At 65.0% G+C, this 23,053-nt stretch carries 24 protein-coding genes and 1 tRNA gene; 14 read left to right on the top strand and 11 right to left on the bottom strand.

The genetic code is table 11. The features are described 5' to 3' along the window. Nucleotides 1-111: 111 nt before the first annotated feature. Genes AC0KTM_RS13365 through xerD form a run of 3 tightly spaced genes read left to right on the top strand, consistent with a single transcriptional unit; the run spans nt 112 to nt 3,417 of the window. Nucleotides 112-1,863: a CTP synthase gene (locus AC0KTM_RS13365; RefSeq protein WP_472415786.1), complete on the top strand. Its 1,752-nt coding sequence runs from the start codon at nt 112-114 to the stop codon at nt 1,861-1,863. Then, the gene (locus AC0KTM_RS13360) at nt 1,856-2,479 is read left to right on the top strand and encodes an NUDIX domain-containing protein (RefSeq protein WP_472415784.1); all 624 of its coding nucleotides are present in this window, start codon (nt 1,856-1,858) and stop codon (nt 2,477-2,479) included. The genes AC0KTM_RS13365 and AC0KTM_RS13360 overlap by 8 nt, the downstream gene beginning before the upstream one ends. Beyond that, a complete protein-coding gene (gene xerD, locus AC0KTM_RS13355) occupies nt 2,476-3,417 on the top strand; it encodes a site-specific tyrosine recombinase XerD (protein WP_225328512.1) in 942 nt (313 codons plus the stop codon). Before AC0KTM_RS13360 ends, xerD begins: the two co-directional genes overlap by 4 nt. Nucleotides 3,418-3,429: 12 nt before the next feature. On the opposite strand, the gene AC0KTM_RS13350 is transcribed toward xerD, so the two are convergent. Then, nucleotides 3,430-4,179 (bottom strand): O-methyltransferase, encoded by a 750-nt coding sequence (locus AC0KTM_RS13350; protein WP_472415782.1) that lies wholly within the window; start codon nt 4,177-4,179, stop codon nt 3,430-3,432. Between the two features lie 235 nt (nt 4,180-4,414). Here AC0KTM_RS13350 and AC0KTM_RS13345 point away from each other — a divergent pair, with 235 nt between their 5' ends. The 7 genes from AC0KTM_RS13345 (at nt 4,415) to AC0KTM_RS13315 (ending at nt 10,049) form a co-directional block, all read left to right on the top strand. Further along, nucleotides 4,415-5,278, top strand: a complete 864-nt coding sequence (locus AC0KTM_RS13345) for a ParA family protein (RefSeq protein WP_225328514.1) — start codon at nt 4,415-4,417, stop codon at nt 5,276-5,278. Further along, entirely contained in the window at nt 5,275-6,093 is an 819-nt protein-coding gene (locus AC0KTM_RS13340) for a segregation/condensation protein A (protein WP_225328515.1), read from the top strand. The genes AC0KTM_RS13345 and AC0KTM_RS13340 overlap by 4 nt, the downstream gene beginning before the upstream one ends. Continuing rightward, entirely contained in the window at nt 6,090-6,968 is an 879-nt protein-coding gene (gene scpB, locus AC0KTM_RS13335; protein WP_472415780.1) for an SMC-Scp complex subunit ScpB, read from the top strand. The genes AC0KTM_RS13340 and scpB overlap by 4 nt, the downstream gene beginning before the upstream one ends. After that, nucleotides 6,968-7,711: a pseudouridine synthase gene (locus AC0KTM_RS13330; RefSeq protein ID WP_014380296.1), complete on the top strand. Its 744-nt coding sequence runs from the start codon at nt 6,968-6,970 to the stop codon at nt 7,709-7,711. The genes scpB and AC0KTM_RS13330 overlap by 1 nt, the downstream gene beginning before the upstream one ends. Beyond that, the gene (gene cmk / locus AC0KTM_RS13325) at nt 7,708-8,379 is read left to right on the top strand and encodes a (d)CMP kinase (RefSeq protein WP_225328517.1); all 672 of its coding nucleotides are present in this window, start codon (nt 7,708-7,710) and stop codon (nt 8,377-8,379) included. The genes AC0KTM_RS13330 and cmk overlap by 4 nt, the downstream gene beginning before the upstream one ends. Further along, nucleotides 8,376-9,776, top strand: coding sequence for a ribosome biogenesis GTPase Der (gene der, locus AC0KTM_RS13320; RefSeq protein ID WP_225328518.1), 1,401 nt, complete (start codon nt 8,376-8,378; stop codon nt 9,774-9,776). Before cmk ends, der begins: the two co-directional genes overlap by 4 nt. A 196-nt stretch (nt 9,777-9,972) precedes the next feature. After that, nucleotides 9,973-10,049, top strand: a tRNA-Pro gene (locus tag AC0KTM_RS13315). Nucleotides 10,050-10,086: 37 nt separating this feature from the next. Here AC0KTM_RS13315 and AC0KTM_RS13310 read toward each other — a convergent pair. From AC0KTM_RS13310 to AC0KTM_RS13295, 4 genes are all read right to left on the bottom strand, one after another. Further along, entirely contained in the window at nt 10,087-11,292 is a 1,206-nt protein-coding gene (locus tag AC0KTM_RS13310; protein ID WP_472415778.1) for a tyrosine-type recombinase/integrase, read from the bottom strand. Then, nucleotides 11,292-11,501, bottom strand: coding sequence for a helix-turn-helix transcriptional regulator (locus AC0KTM_RS13305; RefSeq protein ID WP_008257535.1), 210 nt, complete (start codon nt 11,499-11,501; stop codon nt 11,292-11,294). Before AC0KTM_RS13305 ends, AC0KTM_RS13310 begins: the two co-directional genes overlap by 1 nt. Before the next feature lie 205 nt (nt 11,502-11,706). Beyond that, nucleotides 11,707-12,141 carry a septation ring formation regulator EzrA gene (locus AC0KTM_RS13300; RefSeq protein ID WP_472415776.1) on the bottom strand — a complete coding sequence of 145 codons (435 nt, stop codon included), beginning with the start codon at nt 12,139-12,141 and terminating at the stop codon, nt 11,707-11,709. Between the two features lie 660 nt (nt 12,142-12,801). Further along, nucleotides 12,802-12,945: a hypothetical protein gene (locus AC0KTM_RS13295; protein ID WP_472415774.1), complete on the bottom strand. Its 144-nt coding sequence runs from the start codon at nt 12,943-12,945 to the stop codon at nt 12,802-12,804. A gap of 554 nt (nt 12,946-13,499) precedes the next feature. Between AC0KTM_RS13295 and AC0KTM_RS13290 the strand changes: the two genes are divergently transcribed. Together AC0KTM_RS13290 and AC0KTM_RS13285 are read left to right on the top strand one after the other, a co-directional pair. Then, nucleotides 13,500-13,724: a plasmid mobilization protein gene (locus AC0KTM_RS13290; protein ID WP_472415772.1), complete on the top strand. Its 225-nt coding sequence runs from the start codon at nt 13,500-13,502 to the stop codon at nt 13,722-13,724. 627 nt (nt 13,725-14,351) lie between these two features. Then, a complete protein-coding gene (locus AC0KTM_RS13285) occupies nt 14,352-14,630 on the top strand; it encodes a helix-turn-helix domain-containing protein (RefSeq protein WP_041785028.1) in 279 nt (92 codons plus the stop codon). A gap of 470 nt (nt 14,631-15,100) precedes the next feature. Here AC0KTM_RS13285 and AC0KTM_RS13280 read toward each other — a convergent pair whose 3' ends face one another. From AC0KTM_RS13280 to AC0KTM_RS13270, 3 genes are all read right to left on the bottom strand, one after another. Beyond that, nucleotides 15,101-16,456: an AAA family ATPase gene (locus AC0KTM_RS13280; RefSeq protein WP_472415770.1), complete on the bottom strand. Its 1,356-nt coding sequence runs from the start codon at nt 16,454-16,456 to the stop codon at nt 15,101-15,103. A 78-nt stretch (nt 16,457-16,534) separates the two neighbouring features. Further along, a complete protein-coding gene (locus tag AC0KTM_RS13275) occupies nt 16,535-16,927 on the bottom strand; it encodes a hypothetical protein (protein WP_472415768.1) in 393 nt (130 codons plus the stop codon). Between the two features lie 295 nt (nt 16,928-17,222). Continuing rightward, entirely contained in the window at nt 17,223-17,618 is a 396-nt protein-coding gene (locus tag AC0KTM_RS13270; protein WP_472415767.1) for a hypothetical protein, read from the bottom strand. Between the two features lie 507 nt (nt 17,619-18,125). Here AC0KTM_RS13270 and AC0KTM_RS13265 point away from each other — a divergent pair. Beyond that, entirely contained in the window at nt 18,126-18,473 is a 348-nt protein-coding gene (locus AC0KTM_RS13265) for a hypothetical protein (RefSeq protein WP_472415765.1), read from the top strand. Between the two features lie 296 nt (nt 18,474-18,769). On the opposite strand, the gene AC0KTM_RS13260 is transcribed toward AC0KTM_RS13265, so the two are convergent. The 3 genes from AC0KTM_RS13260 to AC0KTM_RS13250 all read right to left on the bottom strand — a co-directional run bounded on the left by AC0KTM_RS13260 (nt 18,770) and on the right by AC0KTM_RS13250 (nt 20,941). Beyond that, complete coding sequence (locus tag AC0KTM_RS13260; protein WP_014385063.1) at nt 18,770-19,456, bottom strand: CAP domain-containing protein; 687 nt, start codon at nt 19,454-19,456, stop codon at nt 18,770-18,772. Nucleotides 19,457-19,749: 293 nt separating this feature from the next. Beyond that, entirely contained in the window at nt 19,750-20,190 is a 441-nt protein-coding gene (locus AC0KTM_RS13255; RefSeq protein ID WP_064939660.1) for a lipoprotein LpqH, read from the bottom strand. 121 nt (nt 20,191-20,311) lie between these two features. Next, nucleotides 20,312-20,941, bottom strand: a complete 630-nt coding sequence (locus tag AC0KTM_RS13250; protein ID WP_064939662.1) for a TetR/AcrR family transcriptional regulator — start codon at nt 20,939-20,941, stop codon at nt 20,312-20,314. A gap of 1,299 nt (nt 20,942-22,240) precedes the next feature. Here AC0KTM_RS13250 and AC0KTM_RS13245 point away from each other — a divergent pair. After that, nucleotides 22,241-23,026, top strand: a complete 786-nt coding sequence (locus AC0KTM_RS13245) for an MlaE family ABC transporter permease (protein WP_014385060.1) — start codon at nt 22,241-22,243, stop codon at nt 23,024-23,026. The last annotated feature ends 27 nt before the right edge of the window (nt 23,027-23,053 follow it).

Raw genomic sequence — 23,053 nt, 5'->3', positions numbered from 1 at the left:
CGCCGCTCGGCGCCGTGGATGTTAGGGTGGGTTTCCGTGGGTCGGCAGGCCCATCTAGTTGTTCGCTAGAAACATTTTTCAAGCCCTGCCCGTCTTCACGGAGGTCGCCTGTTGCGAAAGCACCCGCAAACCGCCACCAAGCACCTCTTCGTCAGCGGGGGCGTCGCATCCTCGTTGGGTAAGGGATTGACCGCCAGCAGCCTCGGTCAGCTACTGACGGCGCGCGGGCTGTACGTGACGATGCAAAAGCTCGATCCGTACCTCAATGTCGACCCGGGCACCATGAACCCGTTCCAGCACGGCGAGGTCTTCGTCACCGAGGACGGCGCCGAGACCGACCTCGACGTCGGCCACTACGAGCGGTTCCTGGATCGCGATCTGTCCGGCTCGGCGAATGTCACTACGGGGCAGGTGTATTCGAGCGTCATCGCCAAGGAACGCCGCGGTGAGTACCTCGGCGACACCGTCCAGGTGATCCCGCACATCACCGACGAGATCAAAGGGCGCATCATGGCGATGGCCCAGCCCGACGCGCAGGGCAACCGCCCCGATGTGGTGATCACCGAAATCGGCGGCACCGTCGGTGACATCGAGTCGCAGCCCTTTCTCGAGGCGGCCCGCCAGGTGCGTCACGACCTGGGTCGCGAGAACGTCTTCTTCCTGCACGTCTCGCTGGTGCCCTACCTGGCCCCGTCGGGCGAACTCAAGACCAAGCCCACCCAGCACTCGGTGGCCGCGCTGCGCAGCATCGGTATCACCCCGGACGCGCTGATCCTGCGCTGCGACCGCGACGTTCCCGAGGCGCTGAAGAACAAGATCGCGCTGATGTGCGACGTCGACATCGACGGCGTGATCTCCACCCCGGACGCGCCGTCGATCTATGACATTCCGAAGGTGCTGCACCGCGAAGAACTCGACGCCTATGTGGTGCGCCGGCTCAACCTGCCGTTCCGCGACGTCGACTGGACCGAATGGGACGACCTGCTGCGCCGGGTGCATGAGCCCCATGAAACGGTGCGAATCGCCTTGGTGGGCAAGTATGTTGAGCTCTCCGACGCCTACTTGTCGGTCACCGAGGCGCTGCGCGCCGGCGGTTTCAAGCACCACGCCAAGGTCGAGTTGCTCTGGGTGGCGTCCGATGACTGCGAGACCGGGCCCGGTGCCGCGGCGGCGCTGGCCGACGTGCAGGGTGTGCTGATTCCGGGCGGGTTCGGCATCCGCGGCATCGAGGGCAAGCTCGGCGCGATCCACTACGCGCGCGCCCGGGGCCTGCCGGTGCTGGGCCTGTGCCTCGGGCTGCAATGCATCGTGATCGAGGCCGCCCGCTCGGCCGGCCTGACCGAGGCCAACTCGGCCGAATTCGACCCGGACACACCGGATCCCGTCATCTCCACGATGGCCGACCAGGTCGACATCGTCGCCGGCGAGGCGGACCTCGGCGGCACCATGCGGCTGGGCGCCTATCCCGCCGTGCTGGAACCGGATTCGATCGTGGCCCAGGCGTATGGCACGACGCAGGTGTCCGAACGGCACCGGCACCGCTACGAGGTCAACAACGCCTACCGAGACAAGATCGCGGAAAGCGGCCTCAGGTTTTCCGGCACCTCACCCGACGGCCACCTGGTCGAGTTCGTCGAGTACCCGCCGGACGTGCACCCCTTCATCGTCGGCACGCAGGCTCATCCGGAGCTCAAGAGCCGGCCCACCCGGCCGCACCCGTTGTTCGTCGCATTCGTCGGGGCGGCCCTCGACTACAAAGCCGGCGAACGGTTGCCGGTGGAAATCCCCGAGCAGTCGTCCAACGGCATCCAGCATCGGGACAGCGCCGCGCGGCCCATACCTGAGCCCGCGTCCCGTGGCTGAGCACGTCTTCGAAACGGCGTCCTCCGAAACGCTGTACACCGGAAAGATTTTCGCGCTGCGCAGCGACCGGGTGCGGATGCCGGGCGACACCACCGCCGTGCGTGAGGTCGTCGAGCACTACGGGGCGGTCGCCATCGCGGCGCTGGACGCCGACAACAACATCGCGTTGGTCTACCAGTACCGGCACGCGTTCGGCCGGCGGCTCTGGGAGTTGCCCGCCGGGCTGCTCGACGTCGCGGGGGAGCCGCCGCAGCAGACGGCGGCCCGTGAACTCCACGAGGAGGTCGGGCTGCGGGCGGGCACCTGGCAGGTGCTGGTCGACCTCAACTCCGCGCCCGGATTCAGCGACGAATCGGTGCGGATCTATCTGGCGACCGGCCTGACCGAGGTGGGCAGGCCCGAGGCGCATCACGAGGAAGCCGACATGACGATGAGTTGGGTTCCCATCGCGGAGGCCGCCCGCCGGGTCTTCAGCGGTGACGTCGTGAATTCCATTGCCATCGCCGGGATCTTGGCGGCCCATGCCGTCACCGAAGGGTTCGCGCGGCCGCGGCCGGTGGACAGTCCCTGGATCGACAGGCCGACGGCGTTCGCGGCCCGAAAGGCCGGGCCATGACGACGGTGGCGCTGGATACCCAACTTCAGGGTTACCTTGACCACCTCACGATCGAGCGCGGCGTCGCGGCGAACACCCTGAGCTCGTATCGCCGCGACTTGCGCCGCTACACAAAACACCTGTCGGACCGCGGAATTCACGATCTGGCCAAGGTGGGCGAGGACGACGTCAGCGAGTTTCTGGTGGCGCTGCGCCGCGGCGACCCCGAGACCGGGGCGGCGGCGCTGTCGGCGGTGTCGGCGGCTCGGGCCCTGATCGCGGTGCGCGGCCTGCACCGCTTCGCCGCGGCCGAAGGGCTGGCCGAACTCGACGTGGCGCGCGCGGTCCGCCCGCCCACGCCCGGCCGCCGGCTGCCCAAAAGCCTGACCATCGACCAGGTCCTGGCGTTGCTGGAGGGTGCGGGGGGCGAGAGCCCGGCCGACGGCCCGCTGACCCTGCGCAACCGCGCGCTGCTGGAACTCCTGTACTCCACCGGCGCGCGCATCTCCGAAGCCGTCGGCCTCGACGTGGACGACGTCGACACCCAGGCCAGGTCAGTGTTGTTGCGCGGCAAGGGCGGTAAGCAGCGACTGGTCCCGATCGGGCGGCCCGCCGTGGCCGCGCTGGACGCCTATCTGGTGCGCGGGCGTTCGGATCTGGCGCGCCGCGGGCGCGGGACGCCGGCCATCTTCCTCAATGTGCGTGGCGGGCGGCTGTCGCGGCAAAGCGCGTGGCAGGTCCTGCAGGACGCGGCCGAGCGCGCCGGGATCACCTCGGGGGTGTCGCCGCACATGCTGCGGCATTCGTTCGCCACCCACCTGCTCGAGGGCGGCGCCGACGTGCGCGTCGTGCAGGAGTTGCTCGGGCACGCCTCGGTGACGACGACGCAGATCTACACAATGGTGACCGTGCACGCGCTGCGCGAAGTGTGGGCCGAAGCCCACCCGCGGGCGCGGTAACCCCCGCTCTTTTCAGCCCAGGTATTCCGACTCCAGCACCAGGTCGGCCATCAGCGACTGGTACTCGAGGTGGGTCTTGTGCTCGACGGTGTTCCACAGCTTGCCCTGCTGTTGGCGCATGTACGCGCGGTACTTCGGCGCGCCCGGCACCCGCACGTTGTCGGCGACCACGATCGACCCCGGATGCAGCCAGCCCCGATCGAGGATGCTCTTCAGGTCGTCCAGGTAGGCGTCCTTGTCGTGATCGAGGAACACGAAATCGAGTGCGCCGGCGGCGAACCCGTGATCGGCCAGCGCATCCAGGGTGCGGCCACCATCGCCGACGGTGCCGACCACACAGGTCACGCGGTCGGCGACCCCGGCATGCGCCCAGATCTGGCGGGCGTTGGCCGCGTTGGCCTCGGCGAGTTCGACCGAGTACACCTTGGCCTTCGGCGCGGCCCGCGCGATGCGCAGCGCGCCGTAGCCGCAGTAGGTGCCCAATTCGAGGGCCAGCGCCGGATCGGCGCGCCGCACGGCGGCGTCGAGCAGCAGCCCCTTCTTGTCGCCGACGTTGATCAGCATCGACTTCTCGTAGGCGAACTTGTCGATGGTGGCCAGCACGTCGTCGACGTCGCCCGCCCGGGCGTTGCGCAGGACGTACTCGACGGCGGCCGCTTCGCGCCCGTCACCGATCTGACCCGTGGTGTTGATGTTCTTGACCCCGGGGGCCATCCGCCAGACCGACCATCGCAGCAGGGGTATCCGTCGCTTGAGATCCATAGGGGCCACGATAGGCCGATCACCGACAGTGCTAGCACCGGCGCCAGCATCTTTCGGCAGGCACATCGCCCCCCAAACTGGTGCTGCTGTGACTGGAGTGAATAGGCTGTCGGGATGTGCGTTTCACCACCGATTTCCCCTCATATTGGCTGGTTAATTGCCTGCGGGTCGCCGGGTTTCGGCGCGCGGACCCGTTAGACTTTCGGTCGATGTTCACCTCCCGAACACCCCCGCCATGACCGAGCAGCCGGACAACGGCGTCGAGCTCGGCCTGACCGGGCGGCCGCCGCGGGCGATCCCGGAGCCACAGCCGCGCACCTCGCACGGCCCGGCCAAAGTCGTCGCCATGTGCAACCAGAAGGGTGGGGTCGGGAAAACCACGTCGACCATCAACCTGGGTGCCGCGCTCGCCGAGTACGGGCGCCGGGTGCTGCTGGTGGACATGGATCCGCAGGGCGCGCTGTCCGCCGGCCTGGGCGTCCCGCACTACGAGCTGGAAAAGACCATCCACAACGTGCTGGTGGAGCCGCGGGTGTCGATCGACGACGTGCTGCTGCAGACCCGGGTCAAGCACATGGATCTGGTGCCGTCCAACATCGACCTGTCGGCAGCCGAGATCCAGCTGGTCAACGAGGTGGGACGCGAGCAGACGCTGGGCCGGGCGCTGCACCCGGTGCTGGATCGCTACGACTACGTGCTGATCGACTGCCAGCCGTCGCTGGGCCTGCTCACCGTCAACGGCCTGGCCTGTTCGGACGGGGTGGTGATTCCCACCGAGTGCGAGTACTTCTCGCTGCGCGGCCTGGCGCTGCTCACCGACACCGTCGACAAGGTGCGCGACCGGCTCAACCCGAAGCTGGAGATCAGCGGGATCCTGCTGACGCGGTACGACCCGCGCACGGTCAACTCGCGCGAAGTGATGGCCCGGGTGGTGGAGCGGTTCGGCGACCTGGTGTTCGACACCGTCATCACCCGTACCGTCCGGTTCCCGGAGACCAGCGTGGCCGGCGAACCCATCACCACGTGGGCCCCGCGATCGACCGGGGCCGTCGCCTATCGCGCGCTGGCCCGCGAGTTCATCGACCGATTCGGCGCGTGAACGCGACCGCAAACGGTGAGGCGCCCCAACAGAACGGCTTTCAGGTCCGCCTGACCAATTTCGAGGGGCCGTTCGATCTGCTGCTGCAGCTGATCTTCGCCCATCGCCTCGACGTGACCGAGGTGGCGCTGCACCAGGTCACCGACGACTTCATCGCCTACACCCGCGAAATCGGTCCCCAGATGGAGCTCGAGGAGACCACCGCGTTCCTGGTGGTGGCCGCCACCCTGCTGGACTTGAAGGCCGCCCGGTTGCTGCCGGCCGGGCAGGTCGACGACGACGAGGACCTGGCGCTGCTGGAGGTGCGCGACCTTTTGTTCGCCCGGTTGCTGCAGTACCGCGCGTTCAAGCACGTCGCCGAGATGTTCGCCGAGTTGGAGGCCACCGCGCTGCGCAGCTACCCGCGCGCCGTCTCGCTGGAGGACCGGTTCACCGAGCTGCTGCCCGAGGTGATGATCGGGGTCGACGCGGACCGATTCGCCCAGATCGCGGCGATCGCGTTCAGCCCGCGGCCCGTCCCGACGGTGTCGGTGGCCCACCTGCACGAGGTGCAGGTCTCGGTTCCCGAGCAGGCCAAGAAGCTGTTGGCGATCCTTCAGGCGCGGGGCAGCGGGGCGTGGGCGACGTTCTCCGAGCTGGTCGCCGACTGTGAGGCGTCGATGGAGGTGGTCGGGCGGTTCCTGGCGCTGCTCGAACTGTATCGGTCGCGGGCGGTAGCATTCGACCAGTCAGAGCCGCTTGGCGTGCTCCAAATTTCGTGGACCGGGGAACGTCCGGTCAGTGAAGCCTTGGTAGAAGTGCGGGACGAATCATGAACGGCGCCGGTGACGACGCAGTGCGCAGCGATGCGGAGGAACGGCGTTTCGGCACTGCCGGTGACGACGCAGAGCGCAGCGATGCGGAGGAACGGCGCTTCGGCACTGCCGGTGACGACGCAGAGCGCAGCGATGCGGAGGAACGGCATCTGAACGGTGCCGGACCCAGCGACGACATCGATCCCGACGTCGACCTGGATTCCGACCTCGACGTCGGCATCCCGGACATCGCCGAGGCCGCGCCGATGGAGTCCGAGGAACTCGGCTCCGTGCTGGAGGCGCTGCTGCTGGTGGTGGACACGCCGGTCACCGCGGAGGCGCTGGCGTCGGCCACGCAACAGCCGGTGTATCGGATCGCCACCAGGCTGCAGGAGCTGGCCGAGGAACTGACCGCCCGCGACAGCGGGATCGACCTGCGGAAGAACAGCGAGGGCTGGCGCATGTACACCCGCGCCCGGTTCGCGCCGTATGTGGAGAAGCTGCTGCTGGACGGGGCGCGGTCCAAGCTCACCCGGGCCGCGCTGGAGACACTGGCCGTGGTCGCCTACCGCCAGCCCGTGACACGCGCGCGGGTGAGCGCGGTCCGCGGCGTCAACGTCGACGCCGTGATGCGCACGCTGCTGGCGCGCGGCCTGATCACCGAAGCCGGGGTGGACGACGACAGCGGCGCGACGACGTTCGCCACCACCGAGCTCTTCTTGGAGCGCCTGGGGCTGACGTCGCTCGCCGACCTGCCCGACATCGCGCCGCTGCTGCCCGACGTGGACACGATCGAGGACCTCAGCGAATCCCTGGACAGCGAGCCACGTTTCATCAAACTTTCCGGTGGCCAGGCGGCCGACCCGGCGCTGACGTTCGACGTGGACCAGGATTGATGGTCGAAGCTGAGGGGATCCGGCTGCAAAAGGTGTTGTCCCAAGCCGGAATTGCGTCGCGGCGGGCCGCCGAGAAGTTGATCATCGAGGGCCGCGTCGAGGTCGACGGGCAGGTGGTGACCGAATTGGGCACCCGCGTCGACCCGGACGCCTCGGTGATCCGTGTCGACGGGGCCCGGATCGTCCTGGACGATTCGCAGGTGTATCTGGCGCTGAACAAGCCGCGCGGCGTGCACTCGACCATGTCGGACGACCGCGGCCGGCCGTGTATCGGTGATCTGATCGAACGCCGAGTTCGCGGTAACAAGAACCTGTTTCACGTCGGTCGGTTGGACGCCGACACCGAAGGGCTGATCCTGCTGACCAATGACGGCGAACTCGCGCACCGGCTGATGCATCCCTCCCACGAGGTGCCCAAGACCTATCTGGCCACGGTGACCGGGTCGGTGCCCCGCGGGGTCGGCAAGGCGCTGCGCGCCGGGATCGAGTTGGACGACGGGCCCGCGCGGGTCGACGAGTTCGCGGTGGTGGATGCGATCCCGGGCAAGACGCTGGTGCGGGTCACGTTGCACGAGGGCCGCAATCGCATCGTGCGTCGGCTCCTGGCGGCCGCCGGATTCCCGGTGGAAGCGTTGGTGCGCACCGACATTGGACCCGTGTCGCTCGGCAAGCAGCGGCCGGGCAGCTTCCGGGCGCTGGGTCGCGACGAGATCGGGCAGCTCTACAAGGCGGTGGGCCTGTGAGTGGGGTTGTGGTGGCCATCGACGGCCCGGCGGGGACCGGAAAGTCTTCGGTGTCAAAGGGATTGGCGCGCGCCTTAGGAGCCCGCTACCTCGACACCGGGGCGATGTACCGGATGGTGACGCTGGCCGCGTTGCGTGCGGGCGTCGATCCGGGCGACGCCGACGCGGTCGGCCGGATCGGGTCGACAGCGCAGCTGTCGGTGGACGGCGATCGGTGTTTCCTTGGCGGAGAGGATGTTTCGACCGAGATTCGGGGGGATGCCGTCACCGGCGCCGTCTCGGCGGTGTCGGCGGTGCCCGCGGTGCGCGCCCGGCTGGTCGAGCTGCAGCGTGAGATGGCCGCTGGGCCGGGCGATGTCGTCGTCGAGGGCCGCGACATCGGCACCGTCGTCCTGCCCGACGCACCGGTAAAGATATTTTTGACCGCGTCCGCCGAAACGCGGGCGCGTCGGCGCAACGATCAGAACGTGGCGGCCGGGCTGGCAGACGACTACGACGCCGTGCTCGCCGACGTCCGCCGCCGCGACCATCTGGATTCCACCCGGGCGGTGTCGCCGCTGCGGGCGGCCCCCGACGCGGTGATCGTCGACACCAGTGAGATGACCGAGGCGCAGGTGATCACCCACCTACGGGACTTGGTCAAGCAGCGAAGCGGGGCGGTGCGGTGACTCAGGACGGCACGTGGAGCGACGAAAGCGACTGGGAATCCGTCGAATTCGGCCTCGACGAACAGGAGGAGGCCGGCCCGGCGCCCGTGGTGGCGGTGGTCGGCCGGCCCAACGTCGGCAAGTCGACGCTGGTGAACCGGATTCTGGGCCGTCGCGAAGCGGTGGTTCAGGACATCCCGGGCGTCACCCGCGACCGGGTCTCCTACGACGCGCTGTGGACCGGCCGGCGGTTCGTCGTGCAGGACACCGGGGGATGGGAGCCGGACGCGAAGGGGCTGCAACAGCTGGTGGCCGAGCAGGCCTCGGTGGCCATGCGCACCGCGGACGCGGTGATCCTGGTGGTCGACGCCGTCGTCGGCGCCACCTCGGCCGATGAAGCCGCCGCCCGCATCTTGCTGCGGTCGGGAAAGCCAGTGTTCTTGGCTGCCAACAAGGTTGACAGCGACAAGGCGGAAGCGGACGCGGCGATGTTGTGGTCGCTGGGGCTCGGTGAGCCGCACGCGGTCAGCGCGATCCACGGCCGCGGGGTCGCCGACCTGCTCGACGAGGTGCTGGCCGCGCTGCCCGCGGTGTCGGAGGTGGGGCCCAAACCCGGTGGGCCGCGCCGGGTGGCGCTGGTCGGTAAACCCAACGTCGGCAAGAGCTCGCTGCTGAACAAGCTGGCCGGCGATCAGCGCTCGGTGGTGCACGATGTCGCGGGGACGACGGTGGACCCGGTGGACTCGCTCATCGAGCTGGGCGACCGGGTGTGGCGGTTCGTCGACACCGCCGGGTTGCGGCGCAAGGTCGGTCAGGCCAGCGGACACGAGTTCTACGCCTCGGTGCGCACGCACTCGGCCATCGACGCGGCCGAGGTGGTGATCGTGCTGATCGATGCGTCGGACCCGCTGACCGAACAGGATCAGCGGGTGCTGTCGATGGTCATCGAAGCCGGCCGGGCTTTGGTGCTGGCCTTCAACAAGTGGGATCTGGTCGACGAGGACCGGCGCGAGTTGCTGGAGCGTGAGATCGACCGCGAGCTGGCGCAGTTGCGGTGGGCGCCGCGCGTCAACATCTCGGCCAAGACCGGCCGCGCCGTGCAAAAGCTGGTGCCGGCGATGGAGACCTCACTGGCGTCGTGGGACGCGCGGATCGCCACAGGCCCACTCAATTCCTGGCTGAAAGAGGTGGTGGCCGCCACCCCGCCCCCGGTGCGCGGCGGCAAGCAGCCGCGCATCCTGTTCGCCACCCAGGCCACCGCCCGGCCCCCGACGTTCGTGTTGTTCACCACCGGGTTTCTCGAGGCGGGGTATCGGCGTTTCCTGGAGCGCCGGTTGCGCGAGACCTTCGGTTTCGAGGGGTCGCCGATCCGGATCAACGTGCGGGTGCGCGAAAAGCGGGGTGCCCGGCGGCGCTGAGCGCTGGGCGTTTGGAAGGTGGCGCCTCTCCCGAACCGAGTGGTGACTCTCGAATCCGATAGCGCATGCGCTAGCACGTTTGCGCATCACCTCATGGTGCCGAGAGATACCGGGCCTTCCACGAATGGGCGCCTGGCGGATTGGCGGAGCGCTTGCGGTAGGCTTTCGACCTGCTGCCGGTGGAACCACTGGCGCGCGGGCTGTGGCGCAGTTTGGTAGCGCACTTGACTGGGGGTCAAGTGGTCGCAGGTTCAAATCCTGTCAGCCCGACCAGAGGAAATGTGTCCTGATCTGCGGTGACGCGATTAGGTCAGGATGAGATGACGCGGAGTTGGGGACCACTTGGGGACCACAAGTGCCGCTCAAGCAGATCGCCCGCATTGATGACGGATTGCCGATCGGGGTGCAGATAGCGCTGGGTCGTTGTCAGCGCTCCGTGACCGGCGATCTTGCGGAGGATGTGTACCGGGACACCGGCATCGGCCATCCATGTCAGTCCCGTATGCCGTAAGCCATGGCGCGTGAGCTTTTCGTAGCCGAGCTGGGTGACCACGGCATCCCAAGAGGTGGCGTCGCGCAGCGTGGCTGTGGTGATCCTTCCGCCCCTGGGGCCGATGAAGAGTCGCGCATCGGGGTTGCTTGCGACGACGTCCATCCGTCGCTTGACGAGTTCGCGGACAGCCGGGATCAACGGGACTTCGCGCGCACGTTTGCCCTTAGTGTTCTTGTCCACCAAGCCACCCGGCGATGGGGTGGTCTGACGGCGCACCGTCCATATCCACTCGTGGGTGTTGATGTCGCGCACCAGGCATCCGGCCACTTCGCCGATGCGGGCGGCGGTGCACGCCTCGAAGATGACTGCGTCACCCCAACCCCGATAACTGCCCGCCGACCGGGCGACGAGTGCATCGGCAAGGGTGGTGAGGGCAGTCCAGTTCGGGAGCGCAAGTGCCCGTGGATCGTCGAGTTCGTCCTCGGCGAGCTTGTATTGGCGCTGCCAACCGGAGACTCGAGCCGGATTGCGGTCAATGATGCCGTCTCGCAGCGCTTGTTCCATGATGCGGACGAGCACGGCGAGGCTGTTCTTGACAGTTGATCGACTGCATTCGTCCGCGATCCACGCGTGCACAGCTCGATCCACTGCACCATTGGTGACCATGGCAATGGGCAGGTGCCCGAGCGTCGGGACAACGCGCTTGCGCCAGCCGGCCAGGTAGGGATCGGTGGTCTTGGACTCAAGCCCCCGCAGCGCCAATGCCATGTTCGTGGTGCCGTATTCCGCCAGCGTCGTCGTGGCCGTCTTCGGGTCGACCCCGTGCGCCGCGGCGCGTTCCATCCGGGCGGCCCAGTCGACCGCGGCTTCACGCGTTGCAAACGAAGCTGATTTCGAAGCGCGGTTCTTGGTGATTGGGTCGATCCACCGAACCCGAGCGCGGAAGGGAGCGGCCCGGGTGGGGCGCTCCTCGATGTCAACTGATAACGAAACACCAAGTGGAAGCGTCAGTTCTTCGGCCATCACGCGACCTCGCCGGGGTCAACGTGCCGACTGGACAACCATGCCTCGACGTCGTTGGAGTTATACATGTACACCCGGTCCGAAACGCGTACAAAGGCCGGGCCTTTGGGCGGATGCGACGTACGCCAGCGTCGAATGGTGGATGCGTCGACGTGGAGCAGCTCGGCAAGTTCGGCTGAGCTGTACCAGTGCCCGTCTAGCAAGGCCATCGTGCTGCGTTCCCTTCCCGCATCGGCCGGCGCGAGCTTTCGGGCGCCAGTGTCATGCGGTACCTCGTTTCTAAAGGCTAGAGCTGGCGGTGGCGTTACGCGACGGTCGGCCGGGACGAGAATTGGCGCATCTTCCCGCGCTCACCGGGTGGTCGGCAGTCGTGCGTCGCCGCTCCACTCCGGCTCGGTGTGTGTGGCCGCCGGCTTAGTAGCGACCTTTGCGGGCCGCGCGTTCTGCTGCGCGGCGCTGCTGGCGGCTGAGCATGACGTCGTGCTGGCCAGCTTGGTGCAGTGGGTAAGCGGCGCTCGCCACGACAGACTCCAATTCCGCCACGCGGATTCGCAATCGCCGCAACTCCTCAGACTCACGGCGCAGGCGGGCCAGTTCCTGGTCGCGCTGATCGGCAGCGTCGACGTCATGGCGGAGACGCTTGCGGAGCGTCTCGATCTCGTCGCGGGCCTGCCGGTACGACGGATCCTCCGACAGGACCCGGTGGAGATCTACCGAGGCCGCGAACTGCTCCATCGCGGACCGCAGCTCGTCGCCGATGTCGCCCGACGCGTACCGGTGCACAAGGGATTGCAGGAGAATTTTGCATTGGTAGTCCGAGCTAAGAAACAGGCGCGCCAAGGTCTCCATGGAGGGCAGCGGTAGGCGCGCATCAGGGTCGGGACGATGCGCGCGAGGCACCTCGACGACACGCACCGCAGCGCCGGAATCAAGGGCTGCGATGCGCTCCGCGGATGCTCGCCGCCGGCAACGCGCGGAGCACCACACAGGCCGTCGACCCGGCCCCTTATCGGGTACTTCGAAAGACGTACCGCAGCGCGGGCACACCCGTTCCGAAACCGTTCTTGCCTCCAAGACCACTGCGTCAACGCCCCCTACCACGCTGCTCCTAGAAAACGTCTGGACGAAACGTTATCAATGCGAGACCTAAGTGCAAGAGGTGTGATGTTCGGCGGACGGTGAAAATTAGCAGCGCTAACTTCCAGGAAAGTGCACCCGAGCGCACGGGTCATTTGCACTGCAAAGAGCGTTTGGCCGGTTGACGCGCCAGCCAGCGCGGTGGGACGTGAACCGAAATGATCGGGGCGCGGATAGCTGAGCCATGGCGCGGTGGCGGTTCTCCCTGCGCGCGGCGCTTCTGCGAACCGATGGTCCTCCGTCGTGCGACCTAGAAAACCGCGCGCCGGGTTATCCCGCCACGCTCGAGGGGAGAGCGGCTCTGGCACGGACACGACCTAGGGCACGGAGACGAATGGCCTTCTCGCCCTTCGTTTCGGCAGTCGGCGAGGTCTACACCGAGAACGTCAATTGCGGGAAGCACACGTCAAAATGAGTCTGGTCCGCAGCGAGCCAGTCGTCGCTGACGATTCCGTGCACCACTGACAGCGGCACAGGGTCCATCGCAACTAAGGCTTGCGCTAACGCTTGCTCCATCAGCGGCAGACTACCGAGGGCTCGGGGCCGACGCGGGTACCGCGTGTGCCAACACGCGGTACCCGACGTGGAAGCCCCAACGTGCGCCCCCACGGTTTCTTGGCCGTTGAAACGCGAGGTCGGGTGTCACGACGTATGAGTGGCAGGGGAGCGGCGCGCAGTGGCGGCTTTTCCGAGCTGGCGCGCCACCCTGGCGGTGGTCCCGAACAATGATGGCGGCATGTTGGCGCGAGATGGCGACGGCTGGCGGGACTGTGGTCGTGATTGGCTCGCGGAGCGGCGCAGAGTGCGGAGCGGGCAGCGGAACACCTAGCGGCTCCAGCCCCGGACCGAACGAAGGCTTGAATATTGCCTGGCACGCTGACCGACTTGGGGAGTCGTCGGCCGGCGCAGCGGGGTCCGAGCGCATTGCCGACCGTGGGCGATGCGTCGTTTCCGGTTCTGGAAACGCTGCCGGAGAAGGCCGCCAATCGAGGCACGCCCTACTAGTAGTACATTCGGCTCCGGAAAGGGTTGCTGCCCTGTTTGTACGGATCGCTTCAGGAAGGCGCGTTATGAGTGGTTCCAGACGGGGGCGACGTAGCGGCTCCGAGCGCCGACGTCTGACTGAGACGGTTGTCGTTCGTCTTGCACCGGCTGAAAAGAAGATCTTGGAAGAAGCGGCGGCGCGAATGGGCATCAGCGTCGTCCGCCTCGTGCGCGAGTCCATCAGCGGCCATATGCGCGAGCCTGTGCTGGCGACTGGCGAACGGAATGAACCACCGAACATCAAGAAGTGAGGGCGGGGTTCAGCAACCGCTGACAGTGCCTACGCCGAAGAGGTCGTTGTGCCGCTGGGACAGGACTGACGTACTCGCTGCCTCCTCGACGCTCTACGTGCACTGGGCAGGCGAATGCCCAATTTCCGCGCCAGCATGATTTCCAGCGGCCACCACCCTCGGCCGGGCAGTATCGTGATCCCCACGAATGCAGCCGGCCCGGCGGGCCTTTGCCTGCATAAGTGCCATGACCGACCGGCGTCTCCTTCCGCCCGAAATTGATCAAGCGTCATCGCATCAATCGCAGTGGGGTCGACACCCATTGGTTGCGCAAATGTTCGGATGCCCCCAACGCCGATTCCAGCTACCAGTCCCGTCGAGGTAGTAGATCGCCTCCGTGGGCCGGTCAAGGGCATCAACGCCCAACGCCGGCAACCGAGTTGCCTCATGCGGTGATGCAACGAGTAGCCCGCCCCTCCTGCCATGAGCTGAGCGCCTCACCCTCGGGCTGGCCATGACTTTGAAGTCGGATGGAAAAAGTACGGATAGACGCGGATGTCGGTCAGGGCTAAAAGACGCCAAGACCGACGGCAGAATGTACTACTAGTAGGGCAGACAGTTGGGCGCTGACGCCGATTACTTGAGAGCGTGCCCACGCGCCCGAGCCAAAACAGTCCGGAGCGGGTCGCCCAGTGGGAACGCTGGCGATCCGTCGTGGGGCACAACATCCGCGAGTTACGGATCCAGCAAGGGATGACTCAAGAGGCGCTTGCATTGCGGTCGGGTGTTACACGCAATGTCCTCATCGATGTTGAGCACGGGCGCCGCGGATTGCTCTATGAGCGCCTTTTCGACATTGCCGAGGCCCTGCAAGTTCCGGTAAACGAGCTCTTGGTTGCGCGTACGCGGCGCCGAAACAAGCGCTAAAGCAGGTTTTTTGACGCAACCGGCGATCTGTTTCGCGCCGGGCCGATGTAACGACCGGTGCTCCTCGAAAGGCGCCGGTACGTTCGTCAGGCCCTGGGAGGGCAAGCGGGTGCGTCGATTACTTTGGTCGTCCTGCGCGGTCGGTTCCAACCCGAACGCCGACTCTTCGGAACAGCCACACCCAGGGCACTCTCGATCGTACTACTAGTAGTGCTGCATCACATCCCGTTTCTCGAACGAAAGCGCTTGCGATCACGTTATTCGGATCGCCTTGGCCGCGAATCTGCGACGCCAATCCGATTTACGATTTACGGCGCGTCGCGTCGGTTGACAAGAACATGACCGCGCAGGAGTTCAGCCATCGTTTCCCAATCGACCAAGTCTTCCAGCCCTAGCTGCGCTGATCCGTGCGCTTCTGCGGGCCCGCGGCGCCGATCAGTGACTGGTTGAGCCTAGGACTGCGCTGTTGATCACAGGTAGTTGCCTTGGGGTAGTTCGGGTTTGAAGCGGCCGGACCGGATGGTGGCCAGGAGCGCGGTCTCGCTGACCGTCCCGGTGGCTAGGACGGTACGCCGAACGATTTCGCGGATGTCGGCGCCGTTGGTTTCGGCGTTGAAGTGGGCGGCGACTTGGCTGGCATCAATGGATTCGGCTCCGGGAATGCCCCGCAGGTAGGTGGTCAGGATCTGTGCGGCCGCCTCGCGTGTGGGATAGCCGATCTCGATGATCGAGTCGAATCGTGCGGTCCGGATCGCCGCCGCGTCCAACGCCGCGACGTCGTTTGTGGAAGCCAGCGTCAAGATCGGCGCTGAGGGGTCTGTGTCCATGACAGCCAAGAACTCCGAGAGAGGACGAACCTCGCCGTGGTGGCGGCGATTGCCGACGATGAGGTCGATGTCCTCGAGCACGATCACGGTCGGCCCTAGTGCACGGGCCTCTTTGTACACGGCGGACAGCACTGATTTGCCTGCGCGGGCGTCGACATTGATCACGGTGAACGGCCCGACGAGTTCGGCGGCGATGGTTTGCGAGATCGCGGTCTTGCCGACGCCCGGCGGCCCGGCGAGCAAGATTCCGCGGCGTACTCCCAGCCCCAACTGGGTCATCAACTGCCGGTGGGTGGTCAACGCGGCGATATTGAGGTCGATCTCTTCCCATACCGACTCGGGCACAATCACATTCGTGCGGCTAAGGGTTGGGATGTCCGTGACCTCAAGAACCAGGCCATTGTTCTCGGATGCGGTCAGCGCTCGACCACGGTAGAGGTTTTTGGCGCCATCGGCGTCGGTCATGATCGCCTCGATCACGGCGACGGCATGACCGCGATCAGCAGGGGTGGTGTAGACCTGCAGCCGTGGCGTATCGGAGTACAGCGTCGATGAACTTAACCGGACCACGACGGGCGCGGGGGCGAGCTGGCCGGCTGTGAAGAACGCCGACAGCCGCGCAGGCGGCGCAAGGTGTTTGTCGCCAATCTCGATGTGCGCCCAGGTCGGTGGCTCGTCGTCATCGCTGGGCCCGATCGGGGGATCGAAGCGGTCGATCAACGCGGCCAGCGCCAATCCGGCCGCGACGTGTCCGATCGAGGACAACCGCCGTGACTCACAGACCAGATCCGACCCCGATCGGCCCAACATCGCATGCAGAAACCCCGCGAGGGTGACTTGCGTGGTTACCGACCCCGTCAAGATTTGGCCGACTAACTGCACTGCCCGCCGAACCGACGAATCCTCACCGGCCAACACCGCGGCTAGGGCTGGTGGCTCAACGTCGGACATGCTCAGCAGTATGCCCGCACCTACCGACAGCACCGCAGGACCTGCCATCGCTGACACCTTTGGCCCGTGTGGAAATAGCGGGCGCAATAGGGTCGCCGACCGTTTTCCGGCGGCGACCGGCAACAACTAGCTGCCCGGCGAGCCTTGCTGGATCACCTTGGGAACCGGTAGGCCATCTCTACGTAGGTCGCCGGGGAAGCACGGCGTTGTTGCGACGATGGTCGGTGGATAGTCGGGAGGATATGCCGCCTTGATTTGTATGCGGTATCCGTCTGGGAAGTAACCGAATTGGTTGGGTTTTTCGAAGCCGTCGCGCTCGATCACCGTGATGCCCCAGCTTCGCCAAAGTTCTCCGGCGTGTGCGATGAGATCTGCCGGCTTCACGCCGGCGGGCCCGATCACTTTGGCGAACAACGAAAATTCGGTGGGGCCGGGGCCGGGGCCGGTGTAGTTGTCATCGCAGCCGAGGTTGCTGCCGCCGATGGTGTCGCTCGTGTCTAGGCCGGTGCCCGGCGGCAACCCGTCGACTGTTTTCTGTAGGTACCGAAGCACTGAGTCCTGGGCCTCTTGTTGGCTTTTCGGGATCTTCGGTGACGGCGCAATGGGTGTGGGTTCCATGGGCCCTCCTGGAATCATTGTCGCGCCGGACGGGGCTGATGGCCCCGACCCTGTGTGCTTGGTTGGATTGGTCGACGAGCACGCGGCAAGTACGGCCGCTGCCAACAGAACAGCGAACACGTGAAGTAATCCGCGAGATTCTGTCTTTGTTTTCATGCTGGCGTCCGCGGGCGGAGGCCCGGCTGGCATGGTTGCTTCAGGTGTGATCAAGTTCGTCGAGGTTTCCGTCAGCCCACTCTTCCGCGGCCGCCACGGCATCGGGATGATCGGACATCCAGTTGCCGTGCGCCGTGCATCGCAGGCGCAACTCGTCCTGGTCTGCGTGTCGCGGCAGCAAGCCGTAGTGAGCGCGGATGTGTCCCTCGCTGAATGTGCGGCCTGCGCGGTAGTCGGATTCTGCTTCGATGAGCGATTCACGAACGCCCGGTAGTGCCAACCGGAAGTCGGTGTCGTCGTCGGCCCACTGATCGGCATTACCAGTCACCCCATCAGGGTAGTGGCGTATTGCGATAAACCGGATCTGCTGACTATCGCGATGGGCGGTAGCTTCACGACAATGTCGGCAAAATCCGAGCCGGACCGGATTGGTCACCACATCGCCGATGAGGCGTAGACCGGGGGTTTGGCGGAGGGCGCGCCGCTGTTCGCTCGCAGTGGCGGCAGATCAGTTCACGTCACTTGGCGCGCAGCGTCGAGCTCGCGGTGGATCCTCGACATCGTCCCGAGCACATCGAGCGCATCTGCTCGGTCCAGCCGGGGTTCGTGGGCCCCAAGGCTTTCGGAAGCCTGCGAAGGCACCTTCGGCCAGGAGCGCTGCGCCCTCGTGCTCGTTGTGCTCGGTAAGCCGCGATGGACAGGTATGCCCGCGTCACCCGGACCTTGTTCGATACGACCCTAGATCCCGACAACCAGCGCGGCTCCCTCACGTTCACCAAAGAATTGCGGTCGGTTATTGCGAAGTTCGAGCCGACAGATACGGCACAGCTGGAATCACTGGGCTCGTACGCCTGGGTCATTGGACAGTTGCGGCAACCGAATCCACGCGCTTCCCCTCGACACACAACATAGGCTGTCTCGCAGCTACGGCTCGTCCACAACGGTGGCGATCACCCTCAACGGTCTTGCAGAGTTCGACCCCGCCGACACACCGCTCAGTCGAGTCCAACTGGACAGGCTTGGGGTCTGGAACGCACAGTCATCCAACCCATTTCAGCCGCGCACGTACTCTGCAGACATCGCCACCCTGGCGACAACCCTCTTCAGGGAGACGCTGTGCTACTTGGAGGAGTTCTCTCACTTCATCATTCGCAACAAGGTGCTGTTAACGATCACAACGCAGAAACATCCCGTGCTCGGTTGCTGGGCGGACGATCCTCGCCCGATGCCAGACGCGCTGCCAAACGAGCTTCTCTATCGGGAAATGCTGGGATGGGCTGAGTTCGGCTGATCTGCACAACGCAACGGCGCCGTGCTTATCAGCGGGTTCGGGGTGGGTCAGACAGCCTCCGCGAGGCAGCGCGTCCCGCGAACAGCCATACAACCGACAAGCCGAACCTCGTGTTCTTTGATGTCAGGCAACTGTTCTCGCGGAGGCGGTGCCGAGATGCCGGCTTCATCAAGCAAAGGTAGGGGCCGCAGAGCGCCCGATTTCGCTCGGTGAGCGCTCGAATCAAGCTTAGTTTAGCGGGCTCTCGCGGCCTAATCGGTTTACGCGCCGGGCTCCGATGACGTTCTGGCCCTTGCCTATTGCGGCGGATTGCCAGGCGGCGGGTAGACACCCCGCAGGATCCAGGGGAACCAATTGATGCCGAACTCGAGCTCGTCGCTGGCGTCATAGTCGGGGCTGGGATCGATCGGTATATTGGTCTCGCTTTGCGCTGCGCCCATGGGCGACACTTCATTTGCCCCGGTGCCGGCCGGTTGTACGGGCTGTCCATAAACAGCCACGACGACGGTGCGATCCGGGCTGTTTTCCGACCAGACTCCCATCTGGGAATTGGCGCAGTTGGACATGATGGCGTTGTAGCCGGGGTTGTAGTACCACCGGTTGATCAAATCGTTTCCGCTGATTGCGATGGATTGGTTGATCGCCACCGTTTCCGCGGCCTGACCGTGGAAGCCTGCCGCGTTCGCGCGGTCCTGGGGGGTGGATCCGTCTGAGCCGATGTCGCCGTCGAGGTTGCGGTTGTTCAGCACATCCCTACTGTGCCGCTGCGCGGCGAGTTGCAGCTGTGGGTTGATCCTGACGTCGTTGGTGCAGCCTGCCTGATGCTGCATGGTGTAGACGTTGGCAACGACACCGTCGTTAAGGCGTTTGTTGTTCGGTATGAGCGTGTTGTTGTCATTATCCGCATGCGCGGCAGGGGCATACAGCAGGGCGCTGGTGGCGACTAACAACAAGGCGCGCGGTGTCAGCGGCCGATACTGCATGTCGTTTCCTCCTTGTCCGCCACCGAGTAGGCGGAGGCCGGTGGCGCGCTGCGGAAGCGCCTACGACCAATTACTGCCTTGGCCATGGTGATTGCGCCACAGTTCGGCCCTTGCTTTCGAGCGACCAGAATTAGACAGACATATTACGCTTTAGCCGCCACGAAGCAAGGAGAGCTTTCGCTCAGGTGGATCATCGGGGCCGCTCTCGCGACCGCCCGAACGCGGCGCATCTGCTCAACCACTGTCGCCGGGCTGAGTGCCAACTGGGTTGGTTCGTGATCGGCGGCAACGGGCTAACACGCGACCCGGATTGCGAATGTGCCTGTTGTCCGCACGCTGGGGTGGTCGGTGTCGAACCCGTCGGCGGTACCACGGATCATGTACGTCTGACCCGTCATACTTACGCCGGCGTTGCCGTCGAGCCCTTTCATGTAGCTCCCGGTGAAACCGCCCAAGTTAGTGATGCTGACGGATTTGGCAGTGAGCCCAGTTTCGTTGGATATCAGTGCCGTAACGCCTGCAGCCGTGTCACCAGTAGTGATCGTCGTTAATGCTCCTATTGGCGAGCACTTCACCGAAGTCGTCGCCGGGAGTTCCTTATCGTTAATCGTCACCCTCGCGGTTCCTGCGGCCAGTGCGTCCGACGGAGGCGAGGCAAGGGGCGCCGATGAGCACGCCGCGATACCCGATGCGACCAGAGCCGCCGCCGTCGTGTTGAAGAACCGTTTCTGCACGAGCCCGCCTCGGTTTCGTCTCGTCACTTCTGCCCAACCTTCCGCTAGAGAAATGTAGCCGCCGCGAGGGCCACCGGTGATGAATCGCTCAACCAACAATGGCGCCTGCACGCCGATCCCGCTACGCCCGAGGAGTCAGTGAGGCGACGAGCAGGTTCCGCAGCAGGCCCTCGTCACCACCGTCTTCGGGACTAGCCGGTTCAGCAATGAGGCTGAAGTTGATCCGGACAATCCAGCGGGCAAGGGTGCTGGCTGGTAGGTCGCGCCGAATCTCGCCGGCAACCGCAGCGGCCTCGAGCCGCCGCACGAGCGTGTCAGCGAGTTTGGCTCGCCACAACTCGGAGCCTTCGGCGGCGTGATAGGCGACACCGAGCGCTTGATGTTCTTCGATCAGCGATCGCATTATCGGTGAGCTGCGGGCGATGTCGGTGCCCCGCAGGCATGCTGCGACGAGCTGAGTCATAAATGGGTCGTCTGTCTGCCAGCATCGTTCAACGGCTTCCGCGGTGGCGGCGAGGACCCGCACAAAGGAGGCAGCCAGCAGGGCGTCTTTCGTTGGGAAGTAGTAGTACACCGTCGACCGGTGCACGCCTGCGCGCCGGGCGATGTCGCTCATCCGGGTGCGTACCGGGCCTTTGTCCGCGTAGCAGGCATCGGCTGCGGCGAGTAGCCTTCGGCGCGCCTCGTCCTCATCAGCAGGTGAGTCGGCGCCCCACGACCGCGCGCGGTGTTTCTCGGGTCGAGCGGTCACAAGAGCACACTATGGGTTTCCTGGCATTCCGGTGACGCACTTCGCAGTTACGGTCGGACACCTTGGTCGAAGCATCCGTCGACCGACCGTAATCAGGAGGACACGCAGGCAGGCGCACCATCGCGGTCATATCCGGACCGACTCGGCAACGGATATACAGTGGGCGCGGCTCGCCGCCGTGGAGCATCTGACGGGTGTCGTCCGGCTCATCAGCAACGTGTTTAAACCAGCTAATGGTCTAATGAGATAAATAGATAAATGTTTTGCTGTTGTGAGCTAATGCCCGACGCGGCTCATTCGCATGCTCCTCTTCTGCTCGGCCGACACCCTAAGCCGAGACGGGTTGACCGACTAGCCTGTTGGCGGAGAAAAATTGCCGAATCTGTTCGAGGGTGGCGCAAGCGGCAAGATTTGAGGGCAACTCGGCGTTGCAACCGCACCGCCGACGCCAGCGAACACCCGCGCAGCCCAAAAGTGCTGGTCATACGTCCGGCGGGCTGCCAACCGTTCGGTGGCTTTGAGGCCGGCGCCACCATGTGCGACGTGGTACGCCTCCTGCGGTGCGCCGCTTCGCACTCGGGCCGCAGCGCCCCAGGTTGAGATACAGAGCGCGAATTTACCACCATTTATCTTCTCGGCTCGCAACTATTCGATGTCTGCGCGATGCGTGACTAAATAAGGTTTAGAAGCATCGAGTGTCTGCACAAATAAGCTTTTTATTTTAGTTGCGGTAAGTCCTATTTGTGTGCTCACAAGGAATCTTGGCGCAAAGTGCGGCGTGCCAATATATTCTGATCTTAGAGGCGACCAAGTTGATGAAAAAGATTGATCTCAGCGAATGACTGAAAGCTAAAGATACCGGTTTCACTGATCTGGAACGGATGCTCCGGCTCGGCTATGTGCGGCACGGTCGTGCCCTGGGGGCCCACTCTATGAGACCTGCGCTTAAGGGTTTCACCTGCTGGAGGGCGTAGCGGCCGGCGCCGAGCAAGGAGCGCGTGATCGATCAGGTTCATCAATGATTGCGACATTTGTATTGACTTTGTCGGAAGCTCACAGCAAAGCAGTCATAGTTCGACAGATGTCTACCGAATCTGGGTTATGGAGAATAAAAGCGGTTTATGTTGCTCTCCATGAAAGTCGTGGTAGCGTCCCGCTGTGCCGTGGGCCACACTGTGGAACGGGTGCACATGCATAAACCGCTACGGAGAGGATTCATCCGCTCAAATGTCGGGCGAGGATAGAACGGGAGCCTTAGTGGTCGCGACGGAAACTAGGCCTGACCCGCCGGCCACCAGTTTGCGGACTGGGGGCATCGACCCTAGGCCGGAGACCTACACCAAGCCGCTACGCGAGGTCGGCAGCTTCTTCGCGTTGTCGCTGGACATCGCGATGCAAATGGTGCGTCCGCCCTTCGCCTGGCGAGAGTTCATTCATCAGAGTTGGTTTGTGGCCCGGGTGACCATCTTCCCGACCGTTGCCGTGTCGATCCCGTTCAACGCGTTCGCCGTCTTCATCATCAACATCCTGCTGGTCGAGATCGGCGCCGCTGACCTCTCCGGCACCGGCGCTGCGCTGGCGTGCGTCGTGTACATCGGCCCGATATCGACGGTTCTGGTCGTCGCGGGTTGTGGCGCCACCGCGATGTGCGCCGAATTGGGGGCCCGCACCATCCGCGAAGAAATCGATGCCATGCGGGTGATGGGAATCAACCCGGTCCAGCGACTGCTAGTGCCGAGGGTTCTTGCGCTCACTGTCAACGGGCTACTGCTGAATGCCATCAACACGATCGTCGGTCTGGTGACCAGCTACTTCTTCTCCGTCGGCTTCCAACATGTCAACCCCGGTTCCTACGCGGCGAGCTTGACACTGCTCGTCGGGGTCACCGAGGTCGTCATAGCGTTCGTCAAGGCAACACTTTTCGGCGTGATCGCCGGCTTCATCGCCTGCTACAAGGGCACCACTGTGGGCGGAGGCCCGCAAGGCGTCGGCAACGCGGTCAACGAAACCGTGGTGTACACGTTCATGGCTTTATTTGTGATCAACGTGGTGCTCACCGCAGTCACGACGAAGGCGACGATGTGAGCGCCGCCCCCGCCGGACTGCGGCTGC

The sequence above is a fragment of the Mycobacterium sp. NTMscope_Eco_3 genome (assembly GCF_976985685.1).
This window is presented reverse-complemented; position numbering and strand designations above follow the sequence as displayed.